Raw genomic sequence first — 17,446 nt, 5'->3', positions numbered from 1 at the left:
CCATGTCCAGCCAGACTCTGCAGACCGGGACCGGCAAGCATTCCGGTTCCACCGCCGAACCGCCCGCCACCCGTAGGCCCTCCCGCACACGCCGCCTGCCCGCAGCCGGCACCGTCGGCAGATACGCGGCGTTGGCCCTGGCGGCGGCGCTGACCCTCGGCCCTGTCCTGTGGACCTTGTCCACCTCGCTGCGGACGCCGTCGGAATCGTTCAACCTGCCGCCGTCGTTCCTGCCCATCAACCCTGACTTCACCGCCTACCAGGAGGTGTTCAAGCAGATCAACGTCGGTCTCCTGGTCCTGAACAGCGCCTTGGTGACCGGGCTGATCGCGCTTGGCCAGATGGCGTCCGCCACCCTGGCCGGGTACGCCTTCGCCCGCCTGGACTTCCGCGGCAAGAACGCCATCTTCTCGCTGGTGCTGGCCACCATGATGGTCCCGGTGCAGGTCACCATCGTGCCGGTGTTCATGCTGATCCGGGGCATGGGCCTGTCCGACACCCTGCTGGCCCTGATCCTGCCGGCCATTCCCACAGCGTTCGGCACCTTCCTGATGCGCCAGTACTTCCTTGGCCTGCCAAACGACTTCGCCGAAGCCGCCGCCCTGGACGGCGCCGGACCGTGGCGGATCTTCCGTTCGGTCTACGTCCCCCTGGCGGTCCCCGGCATGGCTATCGTCGGGATCCTTGCCTTCAACTTTCACTGGAACGAGTTCTTCCGGCCACTGATCCTCACCATCAGCGAACAGAACTTCACCCTTCCCCTCGGCCTGGTCACGCTCCAAGGCAACCTCGGCACCGGCAGCATCTCCGTGGTCCTCGCCGGCGTGATCCTGTCCATGCTGCCGGCACTGGTCGTCTTTATCTTCGGCCAGCGAACCCTGCGAGAAGGCCTCACCGCCGGCGCCAGTAAATAACTGCTTTCGAAAGGAACTCATGGAAACCCTCGCGACGAACAAAGCAGCAGCGACCGACATTTACAGGCCTGCCCTGCATTACACAGCCCGAGACACTTGGCTCAATGACCCCAACGGCCTCATTTTCCATGGGGGCGTCTACCACCTCTATTACCAGAACAACCCGCTGGGCAACGTCTGGGGAAACATGTCCTGGGGACACGCGACATCCACGGACCTGCTGACCTGGACAGAACATCCCGTCGCTATCCCCTGCGACGAGAACGAAGACATCTTCTCCGGGAGCATGGTCTATGACCGGGACAACACCAGCGGCTTTGGCGCCGGTTCCGTTGCCCCGCTCGTGGCCATTTACACCAGCGCCTTCAAAGCGGGCTCGCAGCACGAGGGGATCCAGGCCCAGTCCTTGGCATACAGCCTGGACGGGGGCTACACCTGGACAAAGCACGCCGACAACCCTGTACTTGACCGCGGGTCAGCCGACTTCCGCGACCCTAAAGTCATACGGTACGACGGCAGCGAGGGCAGTTACTGGGTGATGGTCGCCGTTGAAGCCAAAGACTTCAAGGTGGTGCTCTACAAGTCCGAAGACCTTAAGATCTGGGAATTCCTGAGTACCTTCGGCCCCGCGAACGCCACCGGCGGCATTTGGGAATGCCCCGACCTTTTCCCACTGCCAGTGGACGGCGACCCGGAAAACGCCAAGTGGGTGCTGACCGTCAACCTCAACCCCGGCGGCCCCAACCGCGGTTCTGCCGGCCAATACTTCGTCGGTGACTTCGACGGAACCTCTTTCATTTCCAGGAGCACGATGACCTCAGGCCTTAACGGCGCTGACCTACGGGGCGACTACCAATGGCTCGACTGGGGCCGGGACTACTATGCGGCCGTCTCCTTCAACGACGCCCCGGACAACCGCCGCCTCATGATCGGCTGGATGAACAACTGGGAGTACGCCAACCACATCCCCACCACCCCCTGGCGTAGCCCCATGACCCTGGCCCGCGAAGTCTCCCTCCAAACCATCGACGGACATCCCTCACTGGTTCAGCAACCAGCAGGCGACTGGACCGCATTGGCCGCCCAAGAGCCGTTCTCACTTGCGGAAACCACTATCAACGACGGCGAACAGGTGCTGCCGGGCGCGGCAGGCACGGTCCAGCGCATCGACGTCAGCCTCGCTCCCGGAAGTGCAAAAGAATTCGGACTTGTCCTGCGGGGCGACGGTGCCAAAGGGACCCGTGTGGGCATCCGCCCGGACGAAGGCCAACTGTTCATCGACCGGCGGGAGTCCGGGGAGACTAACTTCCACGAGTCCTTTCCCTCCCTCGACACCGCGCCCGTCCGGTCAACCTCCGGTTCCTACGACCTCAGCATCGTCGTTGACCGCTGCTCCGTTGAAGTGTTTGCCCAAGGCGGCCAGGTCACCATGACAGAACTGATTTTCCCGGCCGAGAACAGCACCCACCTCGGGGTCTTCGCCGTCGGCGGTACAGCAACGATCAACAACCTTCACGTCACGCAGATCGCATAGGGAATCCCCAAGCCAGGAGAGACAGACATGCACAACCGCGCCAGGCCCTGCCCTCCACGGCAAGCGTCGGACGCCGTCGTGATCGGGGAATCCCTCACCGACATCGTCATTACACCGTGGGGCACCAACGAGCACCCAGGCGGATCACCGGGCTATGTCGCCTTCGGCCTGGCCCGCCTCGGAGTCAGCACGAGGCTGCTCACCTCCCTCGCTAAGACGGCGAGTCAACAAGAGCCGGGGCAATCCCGCCTGACCTACACCAGACGGAACCAAATCGCGACCGTCAATGACCCGCAAAACGCCGTCACGTCCTATAAGTACGACGCCGCGGGCAGGCAGACCAAGGCGGATCTGCCGGGCACGGACAGGCACGACTTATACCTATGAAGCCAGCGGCAACCGTCCTCCATGGTCGACCCCAACGGGACCACCACCTACGCCTACGACTCCCTGGACCGGCTCACCGCCGTCACCCGGGGCCGGGCGTACCTTCACGCTCGCCTACGACGCCGCCTCCCGGTTGACCGGCCTGACGAGCCCCGACGGGGGCCGTCACCGGCTACACCTACGACGCCGACGGGCGGGTCACCCAGGTCAAGAACGGCACCGCCGTCGTCGCCAACTACACCACGACCTGGACGGCAACACCCTCACCGCCGTTCGCGGGACGGACCCGGTAGGTCCGCCTCCCAACGGATCTGTGTGTCGGGCGGGTTCAGCCTTCGTCGCAGAGCAGGTGGTACAGCTGTCGGCGAGCACCTCCAGCGCGTGATCGCGGTTCGGCTCGAGCCTGCGGCGGGTCCGGAGAGTAGCGACGTAGTCGAGTTGCGTAAAAGGCCAGCGTCCGCGGATGTGGTGCGTTTCCGCGCGGAAGCGGCTGGCCAGATGCAGGCCGCGGACGATGTCCGAGATAACCTCCTCATGCCATACCTCGACCAAGTTGCGCACCTCACGGTTAACCGCTGCGGCCTCGTCGAGCACGTCGAGGTAGGGGCGGAAGACCGGCCAGAGCGCAGCCCGCGAATCGAGTCAGGCGCACAGGCTGCGTGACTGCACGGAAAAGCCCGGACCCGCTCGCTATCGTCGAGAGCCGAGGCCGCGGCACGCGGGGCCTGACAGTGGCGGGTCCGGCGGCCGGAAGGCATCACGGCCGCCCCCACGGGGATTTAGATAAGCCCCAGCGAAAATGGGAAAGCCCCTCGGCTGTCCACGTCAGTCGAGGGGCTTTCCTGCTCACTTACAGTGGGCTAGGCAAATTCAGCACTTTGAGCTGCCAGGCGCGACGGCTCTAGAGAACATCCTCAGTCCGAAGGGCAGACGGCAACTCCGAGGGTGTCATTTCTCCGAGTCTTCACCGGCCCGCGGATGGTTGGAGTCTTGGGAAGAGTGCGTGAGCGTTCCCTCGGTTGATTGCCACTTGTTGTGAGTTGCTCATCTTGAACTGGTCGAGAGAGGACGTCATGAACTCGACGGCTGGGCTGGGCGCGAAGGGGCTATCGCTTCCGTATACGATCTTGGCCGGGTCCGCGAATTCAAGCAGGCTGGGCGTTGTCGCGGGTGCCGCGCCCCGACTGGATCCGGCTTGCGGCCGGACGGCCCGGCTCCGGGCTGGCGGGCTTGCGGGCTTGCGGGAAAGCCACTTTGAGGCGCAGCAGGCGGCCCGGGTCGCCAAGCTATCGCCGAGGCAGAAATTCTGGGATTACGACGACGCCGCTACGCTTGCGCTGCTCATCGCTGACCCGCAGGGCGCCGCGAGATTTGTGCAGGTACAGCTTGCCGGGCTGCTGGGTCCGGACCAAAGAGTGACCGACATCCGCGACACCCTGCGGCACTTCCTGCTGGCTGGCAGGAGCCGGATCGCCGCAGCACAAGCCCTTCATCTGGCAACGAATACCGTGGCATACCGCGTCAAACGGGCCGGGCCGTCGAGCTTCTCGGGCGGCCCATCAACGAAAACCCTATGACCACACTCCTGGCCCTAGAGCTTGTGCATGCATTTCCCCAGCTCCTGCAGCAAGACTAGAGACTGCGCACTGATCCCAGACCAATCATCGAAGGCTGCAGGATACAGCGAGCCGCCCATACAAGGAGGATGGGCGGCCTCCCCGGATGGCGGGCGTCCCACAGTCGGTGGCCCTCGGCATGGCCTCCCGGAATCCGGGACATCTGCGCGGCGGCCGAGACAGGAGCGCCGGGTCGCGCAGGAGAAGTTCGTTGCGGCGGTTGCGGTGCCCAATCCAGAGCTCGTCGGGACGTTCGCCGTTCCAGGCCAGCGGCGACCCGGAGCCGGAGAGCTCGAAACGGATGTAATGCAATCCGGAAGGGACACCGAGGCCCAAACCGAACTGGGGAAAGCCGCTCCCACTGTCATCGAATAAACCCGACATAAGTGTGGACACCATCCACACCCTCTTTGTGAGAACAAAGCGCGGCGCAGGACACGCCTTTGCGCATAAGACCGCCTCCCGGGCGGGTCACATAGCGGGATCGCTGAAGTCATGTTGTTCCCGCTCCCCCTGCCATGAATAGGTGTAGGCCACCAGCAGCCCACCCGATAAAACCGGAACGAGGTACCGCAGCAACCCAGTCACGGCAGGCGGATCCCCGCACAGTGCGGAGTTTTACCGAAGTTGCCAGCGGGCCAGGACGCTGGGAGGCGTGATGCCTTCCAGGGGTAGCTAACGGCAACCCTCCGGAGCCATGATGGCACTATGACTGATCCCCAGCGAAAGCTGTCCAGCGCCGAGCTCGCCGAAGCCGGGCTCACCGGCTGGCGCCTGACCGGCGAGGCCCTCACCGCCACCTTCAGGACCCGGAAGTTCTCAACCGGGCTGGAACTCGTGAACCGCATCGGCGCCTCCGCCGAGGAGGCCAACCACCACCCCGACCTCACGCTCACTTACCCCGAGGTCGGCGTCACGCTCTCGAGCCACGATGTCGGCGGGATCACCAGCCGCGACATCGACCTGGCCCGCACCATCAGCGGCCACGCCGCGGACCTCGGGGTCGCCGCCGTGGACTGAGTCCCCCGCCGTCGGGCACAGAGCTATGGATCGTCGAGGCGCTATGCGCCTTTACGGAATCACCATTACCGGCTCTTAAATACCGGCAGTAGAGGTGACTGGGAGAGCTCCAACCCCATAGGCAATGGAACGTTTTTACGGGCAATGTTCACTGGTTTCCACCCATGCCGGTTTGTGAATCGTAGCCACGGGACGAGTGTTCGTCTCTCTTGACTCCGCCCCGGACCCCTCGGTACTTCCGGCAGACGGGGAGTCACTGATGGAATTTATCCGTACTCATAAAAAATAACTCTTGCCTTTACTAGACGACCGGTCTAGTCTTAGGTCATCGCCCTCACAGAACGGCACCGATATGAGCACCGACACCAGGGATCGCATCCTTAGCACCGCCCTCGAACTCTTCCATGCGAACGGCTACTCTGCGACAGGCGTGCTGGACATCACCCGGGCGGCCGGCGTTCCCAAGGGCTCCTTTTATCACTTTTTCCAGAGCAAGGAAGCCCTCGCGGTTGAAACAGTGAAGCAGTACCAGGGCGTAGTCAGGTACGAGCTTCTCGAGAAATCCTCTCAGTCTCCCTTGGAGCGGATTCGCGAGCACCTGGCCCACATCACGAAAATGGCGGAGGCGGAGCACTTTCAGCGGGGATGCCTGCTGGGGAACTTTTCCAACGAAATGCCCTCCCAGAGCGCTGTGGTGACAGCCGTTGTTGAACAATCCCTCACCCTGTGGACAGACAAGCTTGCGGCGGCCATTGCAGAGGCGCAAGCCGAGGAGGAGATCTCCAACCGCAGCGATCCGCGGCGGCTCGCCGGCTTCATCATCGCAAGTTTCGAAGGCGCGGTCGCCCGCTCGAAAGTAACACGTTCACGGGCGCCTCTCGACGGCTTTCTGGAAACCGTCTACTCGGACGTCCTGGCCTGAGCTCTGGTCCCATAAGGCACCTACCTCCGACTGCTCACTTGTAGACGACCGGTCTACTAACTCTCCAATGAAAGGCTTTGCAATGTCCCAGTACAGCGCCCCGAACCTCAGCGTCACGGGAAGCAACGGCACCACCTACGCCTACCGCCGGTTCGGCAGGACCGGCAGCACACCCCTCGTCTTTTTCCAGCATTTCCGGGGGAACCTCGACAGTTGGGACCCGGCCCTTGTCGACACAATCGCCGCGGACCGGGAAGTTATCCTCTTTGATGCCAGTGGGGTGGCGGGTTCGACCGGACAGGTGCCCGCCACCTTCAAGGACTTCGGCCGCGATGCCCTGGCGTTCATCGATGCCATCGGTTTGGAAGAGGCGGACCTGTTCGGCTTTTCCATCGGCGGCTTCGTAGCCCAGGAAGTTGCGCTGCAGCGCCCGCACCTGGTCCGCCGCATCATCCTGGCCGGCACGGGGCCCGAGGGCGGTCGTGACATGAACGGCTGGGCCGATGAGCCCCGGGCACACGCCATGAAGGACGTCCAGAACGGCGGGGACATCCATTACCTCTTCTTCAACACCACCGCGGAGAGCAAGCGCAGGGGTGATGAATTCATCGGCCGCATCTTCACCCGCACCGAGGGCCGTGACGCCGACGTTTCACTGACCGCCCGCGATGCCCAGGCCGCAGCGAACATTGCATGGGGAGTTCCGGATCCGGCGAAACTGTCCCGTTTGGCCGCGATCAAGGCCCCCACCCTGGTGGCCAACGGCGATAACGACATCATGGTTCCCACCGCCAATTCCTACCTTCTTGCCGGCACGATCCCGAACGCCGAATTGATCATCTACCCGAACGCCAACCACGGATTCCTCTTCCAGTACCCGCACGAATTCGCCGCCGAAGTTTTGGCATTCCTCACCCGGAACTAACCCCAACAGCCCCACCGCTCCCCCAACCACCAGGACAAACCATGCAGACGAAACTCACTCTCATCATCGACAACCCGGCAACTCCGGAAGCGTTCGAGCAACAAGCCCCCGCACTCCTTGCCCTGGCCAAGGGCCTCCCCGAACTGCTCCGGATTGAGTCGGCCCAGGTCTGGCCCAAGGAGGACGGAACGCCAACACCGGCGTACCGGACGCTGGACCTGTACTTCACCGACTACGCATCCGCAGCCAGGGCCGTGGCCACGCCCGAAGCGGGAGCGTTCTTCGAAGCACTCACCGCCGCAGGCGGCACCTTCACCGGCCTGTTCTCCAAGATCGAAACCCCATAGACCTGCCGTAACCGGCGGGGGCAAGCTCCCGAACCGGCTGCCCCACCAAAAGACGCTCCTCCCCGCAGCACCCCATGCAAAAAACACACGCAGTAACCCACGAAAGAAGAAGACCATGAACGACCTCGTTGAATTAGTCCAGACCAAACACGGCAGCAATCCGTCATGGGAAACCGCACGGGCGGTCTCGGCCAAACTCCGTGTTCACGGAGTGTTCTGGCCCTTCAAGGGCCAGCCGGATCTCCTTGGAGACGTCACGGTGACGGCTGACCTCACCCGCCAGCGGATCAGCATGACCCCGTTCGGTGAGGGGCAGACCCTAACCTTTGACGCCGCCCAGGACCTTGTCACCATTACCGACGCAACAGGTGCGGTCGTTGACAGCCTCAGCGCCCCCCGGCTGAGCATGGCCGGCTACTTGGGCGACACCCGGTGGTCCCCGACCCAGATGGGCTACTTCATTTCCTACGCCACCTGGACCTACCTGGCAGAACCGCTGCTCTTCACACTCCCCGGTGTCCAAACCCGTGAAATCGATCCTTGGGACGAAGACGGCGAAACCTGGCGCCGGCTCGAGGTGACCTTCCCCGAGTCCATCCACAGCCACAGCGAGGTCCAAACCTATTATTTCGACGCCGAGACAGGGCTGCAGCGGCGGATGGACTATGACGTCGAAGTCAACGGCTGGGCTGAAGTGGCCCACTACACCTCCGAGCACAAAGACTTCCAGGGACTTGCCGCCCCCACCCGCCGCCGGGTCCTGCTCCGGGACAAGGACAACAACGGAATCCACACCTTCGCCGCCATCCTCCTGGACCTGACTGACCTCCGCCCCCTGAACTGACATCCCCCGCCACCGCCACTACAACAAACACCCCACCCATTAGGAGCACCACCATGTCTACCCCCACCACCGAAATCCTGAAGAACGCCCTGGACCAGGCCGCCACCGACCACGGAGTCTACGAAGCCGACACCCTGGGAGGCGTCCACGACGCCGAATGGCCAGCCTGGTACGCGGACCACATGGCCAAGACCCTCTCCGACGCCGGCTACAGCCTTAACACAAGTCAGAAAGCGGCCGAGAAACAGCCGGTTGTTGAGTTGAAGCTGGAAGTCCTTGTCCTGCCCGTCTCGGATGTCGACCGAGCAAAAGACTTCTACCAGAAGGCCGGCTTCCGCCTCGACGCCGACTTCAACATCAGCGAAGAACTGCGCATCATCCAGCTCACCCCTCCGGGCTCGGAAATGTCGATCATCTTCGGCACCGGCGTCACGGAGTCCGAGCCAGGGTCGGTCCAGAACCTGCACCTGATCGTCAAGGACATCATCGAAGCGCAGGCGGACTTGCACAACCGCGGGATCGACATCAGCGAAGTCTGGCACGACGCCGACGGGCTCTTCCACCGCCCGGGCGGGCGGAACCGGGTCAGCGGACCCTCCCCCGACAGGGCAGACTACGGCTCCTTTGCCTCCTTCAGTGACCCGGACGGCAACGGCTGGTTCCTGCAGGAAGTCCTCACCCGGGCGCCCGGACGATGAGCGGGTCCAGTACGACGGAATATGACCTGATCATCCTGGGCGGTGGTGCCGTCGGTGAGAACATCGCAGACCGCGCCGTCCAGGGCGGCCTCACCACCGTCATCGTCGAACACGAACTCGTCGGCGGAGAGTGCTCCTACTGGGCCTGCATGCCCTCCAAGGTCCTGCTCCGTTCCGCCCAGGCACTTCGGGCAGCCCGACAACTGCCCGGCGCCGCCGAGGCCGTCACCGGGGACCTTGACGTCCAAGCTGTCCTGGCACGCCGGGACTACTACACCAGCAACTGGTCCGACGCCGGGCAGGTCCAATGGCTCAATAGCGCCGGCATCGACCTGATCCGGGGTCACGGGCGAATCAGCGGGACAAAGCGCGTCACCGTCACCGCGGCGGACGGCTCGACGACGGAACTCACCGCCAGGCACGCCGTCGCCGTGGCCACAGGCTCCGGAGCGCTCATACCCGATATCGAAGGACTGGCGGACGCCCGTCCCTGGACCAGCCGGGAAGCCACCAGCATCAAGACAGTCCCGGAAAGCCTGGCCATCATCGGCGGCGGTGTCGTCGCCACCGAAATCGCAACAGCGTTTGCCGGGTTCGGCACCACCGTGACCCTCATCTCCCGCAGCGGCCTGCTCAGCACGATGGAGCCCTTCGCCGGGGAGTTGGTCGCGGAGTCCCTGCGGGAGCAGGGCGTCACCCTGCTCCTGGACACCAAAACCACCAGCGTCCACCGCGCCGACGGCCTCGTGACCATCGAAACCGGCGACGGCACCACCATCACCGCTCAGGAAGTCCTCATCGCCACCGGCCGCACACCTCACACCCGGGATGCAGGCCTGGACACAGTAGGACTCACCCCCGGGGACTGGATAGAAACCGACGACACCATGCGCGTCCCGGGCTTTGACTGGCTCTACGCCGCCGGAGACGTGACCAACCGTGCCCTGCTGACCCACCAAGGAAAGTACCAGGCACGCGCGGCCGGAGACGTGATCGCGGCGCGGGCTACCGGCGCAGCGGTTTTCGACGCCCCATGGGGGCGGCACGTGGCAACGGCAGACCACACCGCGGTCCCCCAGGTCACGTTCACCGACCCTGAGATCGCTTCCGTCGGTCTGACCGCCGAAGCCGCCGCCACCGCCGGGTACAACACCCGGGTAGTGGACTACGAAATCGGACACGTTGCCGGGGCCGGCCTGCACGCCGAAGGCTACAAGGGCACGGCACGGATGGTCGTCGACGAGGCACGCAAAGTCATCCTCGGCGTGACCTTCGCCGGACCGGACGTCAGCGACCTGCTGCAGGCAGCCACCATCGCCGTCGTCTCCGAAGTCCCCCTTGACCGGCTCTGGCACGCAGTCCCTGCTTACCCAACCGTCAGCGAGATATGGCTCCGCCTCCTCGAGACTTACGGCCGCCCACCGCAAGAACAGCTACCACAGCAGCAGTAGGCCCTCCGGGCGCTCTTCACCGGCCGGGGCCAGGAGCGGTACTCGCGGTAACCGCGGGCACCGCTCCTGCGCCTCGGCTGGCCATCACGCTCCCCCATCAATTGCCCGCACCAACGAACAAGCAAGAGAGAAAACCCATGGCTACCCGCCAACCCAGCAGACACAGCACAAGCGCGCCGTCCCCCGCCCTGCGCAGCGCACGTAAACACCCACCCCTCATCCATGCACAACACACGGGCAGGACGCCCTGATGGCCCTCACCGAGCGCGAACAGCAACAGCTGGAGGAACTGGAGAAGCAATTCAAAGCCGACGACCCCCAGTTTGCCCAGGCCATGGAGTCCCAACCGGACCGGCCTTCAAACAGCCGACTCGTCATAGGCGGCGTTCTACTGACAGTTGCCGGCATCGCGGTCCTCCTCGCCGGGCTGGCACTGCCGGACCCCGCAACCAACCTCATCATCGGTCTCCTGGGTTTCGCCTCCATGGCGACCGGACTCTACCTCGCTACCAAAAACGTGTTCACTAAGCCGGCGCCGGGTGCGAAGACGGCAAAAACCGCCGGTGACGGCACAGAAAACCGCACCAAGCCCGGCACCAAGGACTCCTGGAGCAATACCGTCTGGTGGGCCCTGCTGTTCTGGTGGGTCTAAGAAGGGCGGAGGCAGTTTAATGCCGACCCCGCCGACCTGCAGCCGGACGCGGCAGAGACAAAGCCGCCGATCTTGTGCGAGTCCTCCGCACTGCGCGACCTACCCCAGTAGCCCAGCCGCCTCCACAGCCGGCAGGCCCTCGCGAAACAATGGTCCTTATGACCCGCCGTCATGGTTCAAACACTTGAGGAGCCACAATGAGAATCCTGATCACCGGAGCCGGAGCCACCGGAGGCGCGTACGGTTGCCGCCTTATCGAGGCGGGACGAGACGTGACTTTCCTTGCCCGTCCGAAGAGAGCCGACGCCCTGCAACGCGCAGGGCTGACCTTGGACGCTCCGGACGGCCGCCGTACACTGAAGGTGCGGGCAGTCACCTCAATTCAGCCCGATGACCACTACGACCTGGTGATCGCTGCCGTGAAAGCACCAGCCCTGGAACAGGTGCTCAAAACAGCAGCACCTGCCATCGGGCCAGAAACAATGATTCTGCCCATACTCAACGGCATGGACCACCTGGACACACTGCAGGCGGCATACCCTGGCCACGTTCTCGGCGGCCTCGTGAAAATCGTTGCCACCCTTGACGGGTCAGGAGCGGTGCTCCAGAAGACCTCTTTGAGCACCATGACTGTGGGCACCCTCGACGGGACACCCCTGAACGCCGACCTCAGGGAAACACTCAGCGTTCCAGGCATCGCACTCACCGTCGACGGAGATATGCTGACGCGCCTGTGGGAAAAGTGGGCCTTCATCGCCGCTGCAGGAGTGATCACCTGCCTCTTCCGCGGCGCTATCGGGGATATCCTCGCCGCCGGTGGGGAACACCACATCCTGCAAGCCATAGCAGAGGCCGAAGATGTTGCACGCGCTTCAGGTCACCCCGTCACGGCAAGCAGCCACGCCTAAAGCATCAAGATGCTCACCGAACCGGACTCATCGTTCACATCCTCGCTATACCGCGACCTCCAACACGGTGACCCAGTCGAATCCGAACACATCCTCGGAGCCCTGGCCGCCCGCGCCAAGACCCTCCACGTCCCAACCCCCCTGCTCGACGCCGCACTGCTCCAAATGCGCACACACCAACACGCACAAAGCCGAAACGTACAGGAGCCACGCCAAAACGAACCGTAAGCCCCTCCCCTCCTCCCCGGCGCGGGAAAGCACCGCACAACCCTTGACGGCCTCCAAGCAAAACCCCAAGAAGAAGACAGACGAAGATTTGAGGCGGGATCGTCACGCAGACCTGCGAGGCGCTCGCTCGCAGCTCGGGGCAGCGGATCCAGTGCACAAAGCGCGACTCTCCTAGCACGCTCAGTCTGGCCGTCCCGCCACAGGACCCGGCCTTCATATGGCATCCTTCGTGCCTTGAGGCTTCTCATTCCCACGTCAACAGCTACCGAGGCAGGATATGAATATTGGTGCTGTCATATACAGACGGTCTCACGAACTAAGACGGCGCCCGACTTATCAGCCTTCTCGGAGACGAGGACGTCGCCTGGACTCTTCCAGCTCGTGTCTCGAAACCTCGCGGCTCAAATTCCTAGCGTTTGGAGACACCGCGGTTGAGCAATAGGTCAATCGAAGCTCTTGAGGTAGCTGTCTACATCGGCCCAAGTCTCAGCATCGGTCCTAGGCGGGTCGTAGGTGCTGCCGAGCTCGTCCCACAGATACCAAAGGGGCCAGGCCTCCTCGGCGTCCCGGTCTTCGTATTCGACTACTTGAAGGTACTTAAGGGCGTCTCGGAGGACTTGCCCTTTGGTTCGCTCGTCAGCTCTCCACTCGGCTAGTCCGTATGCCCAGATCAATGACCATCGATTTTCAAGTCCTTCACAGATCCTCCTTCAGTATGGCGAGCAGGAACCGGAATGGCTCGGCGTCGAAGTCGCCGCGCCGACGCACGGACCAGGCTTCGGCTGCGTCCACGGCATCCCGCATGGCGTGAACCACGTACGCATACGGATCAGCCGGAGGGTCATTCGGTACCGCTATCTGAACCTTGAGGTGGCGGTCGGCCTTGCGGAACGCGGCCGAACTCCTTGGAAGTCAGGACTGATAATGTACCGTTGTTGAACTTAGCCCATTACCGCTTTGTTGATTTCGGCCAGCCGGTGAAGCGGGATTCCCGTCGCTTGTTCTCTCACCAAGGGATGGTCAACGGACGGGTCGAGCTCGATGTAGGGAACCGCTCCTGGCTCCCTGTTATGCACGTGCGTCGCAATTGAGGTCGTGGGCAGGTCGTAGGGAAGCTCGTTGCATAACCAACCGAACACCGGGGGCATAGAGGCTCGTGCCGGGTCATCCCAGTGGTCCGCGATCTTTTGGGCACTCTCTTGGCTGAGTGAGACCCAGACAGACCAGCTAAAGACCTCGCCGGGGGAATCAAGCAGAGGGATATCAATATGTCCTCTAAGGAAGTAATGCCGTTCTCCTCCGACTTCAAGTACGCACATGTCGCCGGTCAGTTCGCCTGCTTCCCGTTCGGCTAGGGTGGCATGCATCCACACATCCGGAGCTTGGGCTCCGAAAACCGTAGCGAGTCCTTGGTGTTGCTGTCCGCAGGACCCGCACTGCCATCCGTTCACGCGCTGGTCATCCATTAATTTCCCCCATTTCATGGTCCGCTTTGGCTCCCCGAAGCCTACCCGCGACAGATGCCCTTCCCCGCATCCAAGGGGGACCCTTCACCAAGCCGGAGCACAGTGGCAGACCATCCGTCGTGCTGGGCCTAAGTACGAGCTGATCGATGTCGCGAATTGTGAACACGAGGTATAGGGCACACGCGCACTTGTGCACGGGAGTAGCGATCAACAACCGATCACAACCCGTCTGCACAAACCGCGGAATTCAGCCGGAGTTGTGCAGTTAGCTTCTGAAATCGACATACCCAATAGGTCGCCGAGAAGGACCACCCTGAGTTCCCGCAGGTCCTCTGGCTGGGTTCGCAAATGATCGAAGGATCTGGGAACTGAGGGTCATTGCTGTTTATAAGGTGGACGGCTTGTGCAGTGATCAGAACTGTCAGGGATGGCACAAGCTCAATAACTTGGTCCCGAAAATAAGTGTGGACACTGTACGCACTCCGCTCGACAGGACAAAGGCATGCAGGCATCCTTTCCACCGATCCTCCAGACCGGCCTGCGGCAGCGCAGGAGAGCAGGTGCGGACAAGTCATGTTGTCCCCGCTCCCCCGCGGCATGAGTAGGTGTACGCAACCTACGAAATACCCGATAGAACCGGAACGAGGAACCGTAACCAGGCAACAGCAGGCGGAAGGCCCACCAGCCAGGGACTTGAACCCGCCCACACCACACCTGAATAGGCTTCACGGCAGCCAGGCCAAAGCCCGCGAACCAACCCGCAGAGCGACGAGAATCAAGCTTTGTACACACGTCAAAGCAAAATCGCCTCTGACGAGGGAAAACGTCGTGCCCGAGGTGGGACTCGAACTACATTCCAGCGCTTGCAGACACTAGCCTCGCGCGCAAAGGTACGGAATCCGAACCCAGTCCGGCAACGGTATGACCGAGTCCGGAACCCGAAGTGTGGACGCTGTCCGCGTCCCCACTTCTTCCACCAAAGGCCCCCAGGATCGATGATGCCGGCACGGAGTTTTCACTGTGACATGTCAGCCTTCCTGTGCGGTCGTGCTTTCTGAAGCGCATCGTGCGGCGTGTCGGGCGGCGATGATATCCAGGCCGAAGGCGTACCCGCTGACCCCGGCACCGGCTATCACTGCCTTGGCCACGGGCGAGACAAAGGAGTGGTGGCGGAAAGCTTCGCGCGTGTGGGGGTTGCTGATGTGGACTTCTACGACGTCCAGTTCGGAGGCCTTGATGGCGTCATGCAGCGCCACGGAGGTGTGGGTCAGCCCGGCGGGGTTGACCACGCAGCCGATGTTTTCGCTGCGTCCCCGGTGCAGGGCGTCGATGAGGTCGCCTTCGTGGTTGCTTTGCAGGAAGTCCACTTCCAGTCCGTGCTTGGCTGCCCGGTCCCGGACCAAGCGTTCGACGTCGGCAATGGAGTCGCTCCCGTAGATTTCAGGTTCGCGGGTTCCGAGCATGTTGAGGTTGGGTCCGTTCAGGACCAGGACACGGTTTGACATGGGCTGCTTTCTGATGGTGTGGGCGGGCGGGGCTGGGCGCTAAAGCGTTTGATGCTTCCGGGAGGCCGACAGAGCCACGGACACGAGGGTGCGGGCGGCGGATATGCTCCTGCCGGCGGCTGCAGCGGCGTCGAGCTCGCGGAATTCGGGATAATTGACTTCGACGCACCATGGCCCGGTGAAGCCGGCGGCGCGGACCGCGCGGATGAAGCCTTCACCGTCGAGGTCGCCGTCCCCGGGCAGCCGTCGGGTTGAGCGAGCGTTGGCCAGAAAATCGTCGTGGACGCGGTAGCCACCGTTGAGCTGCACGGCTGCGATCAGGCCCATCTCTCCCCCGGTGATCCCGTCGGTAGTGCTTCCGGTGTTGAAGGCGTGCCACGTATCTGCCAGGGCGCCGCCGACGCCTGTGACCGCCTGAATGTCCCGGACCAGAACGTAGTCCGGAATCTTCGACCAGGCGAAGGCCTCAATCGCGGGGACGTAACCGGTGCCGGACAGGGCCTCGGCGAATTCTGCCAGTCCCCGGCCCGCGAGCTGCGGGTCGGCGGCGGGTCCGGCCATGAACTCCCCCACGCTTACGTGATGCCCCCCAACAGTGTCGGTGGCCAGGTGCCCGGCGACCTCGCCAACGAGTTCAGCGGCCTTGGCCACAGCGGGGTTGCCGGGCCCGTCACACCAGCCGCCCACGAATTCGATTTCGACGACGTCCAGCCCGGTCCCGTCCAGAATGCGGGCCATGTGGTCCAGCACCCTCGACGGGTCGGCGGTGTTCAGCTCGTTCCACGCAGGGTCGGTGAGCTCGTTCAGGTGCAGGCCGATGCCGTCATAGCCAGCTTTTTTAGCGGCGCTGACCCGGTCGGAGAACGGGTGCCTTGGCGGTTGTCCGAAGCCACTGCCGGACAGGGTGAAGAAGCTTGCCACATAGGAGCCGGCGTCGCCGTCGCTTTCCTCCAGCAAATTCTCCACGCCTCAGCCCACCGGCGCTGCGGCGGGAACATAACGCGGGGTGGCATATTCCTTAAAGCTCGGCGGAGTGGCAAGGCCCCAGGCCGTGCTGCGCCCGCCAGTCTCCGTGTCCCAAGTGACCGGTTCCCAGTCCGGGGAGAAGATGTGGATCCCGCCGGAGAACACCTCGATCCGGTTTCCACCGGGTTCGATGACGTAAAGGAAAAACCCCTGGGTGCGGGAGTGCTTGGCCGGGCCGAAATCGATCGGCACACCGTTTTCCATAAAGATGTCAGCGGCGCGGAGCACGTCCTCGCGGCTTCCCACGGCATACGCCAAGTGGTGCAGCCGGCCTTCGGTGGGGTACGGCTCCTGGGTCAAGGCAAGGTCGTGGGCCTTCGTCATGACCGAAAGCCACGCCCCGACCTCCTGGTCACCACCGGCGGGGACCAGCCGTTCCCGCAACTTGAAACCGAGGGATTCCTGGGCGAATGTGCTGGCCAGGGCGACGTCGGGCACCAGGAGGTTGATGTGATCCAGGTGCGCTGCCGCGACGCCGTGCGGATCATACTTTTGCGGCTGGTTCGGCAGGTAGGGCCTCTGCCCATCCGGGGCGACGAACTTTTCGGTCTCGAAGTAGATCTCCTGCAGGTGCCCGCCGGGGCCGCGGTACTGGTAGGCGCGGCCGTGCCCGACGTCCCCGTCTACCCACTGTCCCTGGATTCCTTTGGCCTCCAGCGCGGCGACCCTGCGGCCCAGAGCCTGCGGACTGGTGCAGCGCCACGCGACGTGGCCGGGGCCGGGCTGGGCCGCGGCCGTCACCTTCAACGACGTCAGCACGTCGTCGTTCCAGGCCCGCAGATAGACCGAATCAGCGGTTTCCTCCACCATGTAGAGGCCATAGACACGAGTAAAGAAATCCGCCGTGGCCTGAAGGTCCGGGCTGAGGATTTCCACGTGGCCCAGCTGAGCGACGTCATAAATGGGCTCCTTGTACGTGTCTTCCCGTGGATCTGTGAGCCGTTCGGCGTGGTGGGAAATGTCAACCATGGTGCTCCTTTGCACGAAACGTGTGGTCCAGGTA

At 63.3% G+C, this 17,446-nt stretch carries 16 protein-coding genes and 4 pseudogenes; 16 read left to right on the top strand and 4 right to left on the bottom strand.

Going from position 1 to position 17,446, the window contains the following annotated elements; genetic code table 11:
* Positions 1-2: 2 nt before the first annotated feature.
* The 16 genes and pseudogenes from FHJ30_RS09410 (at position 3) to FHJ30_RS09330 (ending at position 12,446) form a co-directional block, all read left to right on the top strand.
* Positions 3-914, top strand: a complete 912-nt coding sequence (locus tag FHJ30_RS09410) for a carbohydrate ABC transporter permease (protein ID WP_139029026.1) — start codon at positions 3-5, stop codon at positions 912-914.
* A 19-nt stretch (positions 915-933) separates the two neighbouring features.
* A complete protein-coding gene (locus tag FHJ30_RS09405; RefSeq protein WP_139029025.1) occupies positions 934-2,448 on the top strand; it encodes a glycoside hydrolase family 32 protein in 1,515 nt (504 codons plus the stop codon).
* Positions 2,449-2,475: 27 nt separating this feature from the next.
* Complete coding sequence (locus FHJ30_RS22015) at positions 2,476-2,835, top strand: RHS repeat domain-containing protein (protein ID WP_139029024.1); 360 nt, start codon at positions 2,476-2,478, stop codon at positions 2,833-2,835.
* Between the two features lie 21 nt (positions 2,836-2,856).
* Positions 2,857-2,919, top strand: a pseudogene (locus FHJ30_RS22010) (hypothetical protein); the annotation flags it as partial.
* Positions 2,920-2,935: 16 nt separating this feature from the next.
* A pseudogene (locus FHJ30_RS22005) lies at positions 2,936-3,010 on the top strand (hypothetical protein); the annotation flags it as partial.
* Positions 2,994-3,128: pseudogene (locus FHJ30_RS22000) on the top strand (hypothetical protein); the annotation flags it as partial. The pseudogenes FHJ30_RS22005 and FHJ30_RS22000, both read left to right, overlap by 17 nt.
* A gap of 780 nt (positions 3,129-3,908) precedes the next feature.
* On the top strand, positions 3,909-4,412 hold the full coding sequence (locus FHJ30_RS09375) for a CdaR family transcriptional regulator (protein WP_139029023.1): 504 nt from the start codon (positions 3,909-3,911) through the stop codon (positions 4,410-4,412).
* Between the two features lie 747 nt (positions 4,413-5,159).
* Positions 5,160-5,471, top strand: coding sequence for a 4a-hydroxytetrahydrobiopterin dehydratase (locus FHJ30_RS09370; protein ID WP_139029022.1), 312 nt, complete (start codon positions 5,160-5,162; stop codon positions 5,469-5,471).
* Between the two features lie 352 nt (positions 5,472-5,823).
* Positions 5,824-6,393, top strand: coding sequence for a TetR/AcrR family transcriptional regulator (locus FHJ30_RS09365; protein WP_139029021.1), 570 nt, complete (start codon positions 5,824-5,826; stop codon positions 6,391-6,393).
* Positions 6,394-6,475: 82 nt separating this feature from the next.
* Positions 6,476-7,318: an alpha/beta fold hydrolase gene (locus tag FHJ30_RS09360; RefSeq protein ID WP_139029050.1), complete on the top strand. Its 843-nt coding sequence runs from the start codon at positions 6,476-6,478 to the stop codon at positions 7,316-7,318.
* 41 nt (positions 7,319-7,359) lie between these two features.
* The gene (locus tag FHJ30_RS09355; protein WP_139029020.1) at positions 7,360-7,665 is read left to right on the top strand and encodes an EthD family reductase; all 306 of its coding nucleotides are present in this window, start codon (positions 7,360-7,362) and stop codon (positions 7,663-7,665) included.
* Positions 7,666-7,780: 115 nt separating this feature from the next.
* Positions 7,781-8,509: a hypothetical protein gene (locus FHJ30_RS09350; protein ID WP_139029019.1), complete on the top strand. Its 729-nt coding sequence runs from the start codon at positions 7,781-7,783 to the stop codon at positions 8,507-8,509.
* 53 nt (positions 8,510-8,562) lie between these two features.
* Positions 8,563-9,207 carry a VOC family protein gene (locus FHJ30_RS09345; RefSeq protein ID WP_306669376.1) on the top strand — a complete coding sequence of 215 codons (645 nt, stop codon included), beginning with the start codon at positions 8,563-8,565 and terminating at the stop codon, positions 9,205-9,207.
* Positions 9,204-10,658: an NAD(P)/FAD-dependent oxidoreductase gene (locus tag FHJ30_RS09340; RefSeq protein ID WP_139029018.1), complete on the top strand. Its 1,455-nt coding sequence runs from the start codon at positions 9,204-9,206 to the stop codon at positions 10,656-10,658. The genes FHJ30_RS09345 and FHJ30_RS09340 overlap by 4 nt, the downstream gene beginning before the upstream one ends.
* Positions 10,659-10,908: 250 nt before the next feature.
* Positions 10,909-11,310 carry a DUF3040 domain-containing protein gene (locus FHJ30_RS09335; RefSeq protein WP_139029017.1) on the top strand — a complete coding sequence of 134 codons (402 nt, stop codon included), beginning with the start codon at positions 10,909-10,911 and terminating at the stop codon, positions 11,308-11,310.
* 197 nt (positions 11,311-11,507) lie between these two features.
* Positions 11,508-12,446 (top strand): annotated as a pseudogene (locus FHJ30_RS09330) (ketopantoate reductase family protein).
* Positions 12,447-13,387: 941 nt separating this feature from the next.
* On the opposite strand, the gene FHJ30_RS09325 reads toward FHJ30_RS09330, so the two are convergent.
* From FHJ30_RS09325 to FHJ30_RS09310, 4 genes are all read right to left on the bottom strand, one after another.
* The gene (locus FHJ30_RS09325; protein ID WP_171058976.1) at positions 13,388-13,912 is read right to left on the bottom strand and encodes a DUF2199 domain-containing protein; all 525 of its coding nucleotides are present in this window, start codon (positions 13,910-13,912) and stop codon (positions 13,388-13,390) included.
* A gap of 1,028 nt (positions 13,913-14,940) precedes the next feature.
* On the bottom strand, positions 14,941-15,417 hold the full coding sequence (gene aroQ / locus FHJ30_RS09320) for a type II 3-dehydroquinate dehydratase (RefSeq protein WP_139029015.1): 477 nt from the start codon (positions 15,415-15,417) through the stop codon (positions 14,941-14,943).
* A gap of 39 nt (positions 15,418-15,456) precedes the next feature.
* On the bottom strand, positions 15,457-16,383 hold the full coding sequence (locus tag FHJ30_RS09315; RefSeq protein WP_139029014.1) for a sugar phosphate isomerase/epimerase: 927 nt from the start codon (positions 16,381-16,383) through the stop codon (positions 15,457-15,459).
* 3 nt (positions 16,384-16,386) lie between these two features.
* Positions 16,387-17,412: a VOC family protein gene (locus FHJ30_RS09310; RefSeq protein ID WP_139029013.1), complete on the bottom strand. Its 1,026-nt coding sequence runs from the start codon at positions 17,410-17,412 to the stop codon at positions 16,387-16,389.
* Positions 17,413-17,446 lie beyond the last annotated feature (34 nt).

This window comes from Arthrobacter sp. BB-1, from assembly GCF_006151685.1.
Taxonomy (GTDB): Bacteria; Actinomycetota; Actinomycetes; order Actinomycetales; family Micrococcaceae; genus Arthrobacter.
Note: the sequence above shows the minus strand (reverse complement) of the source record. Positions and strands in the feature narration are given on the sequence as shown.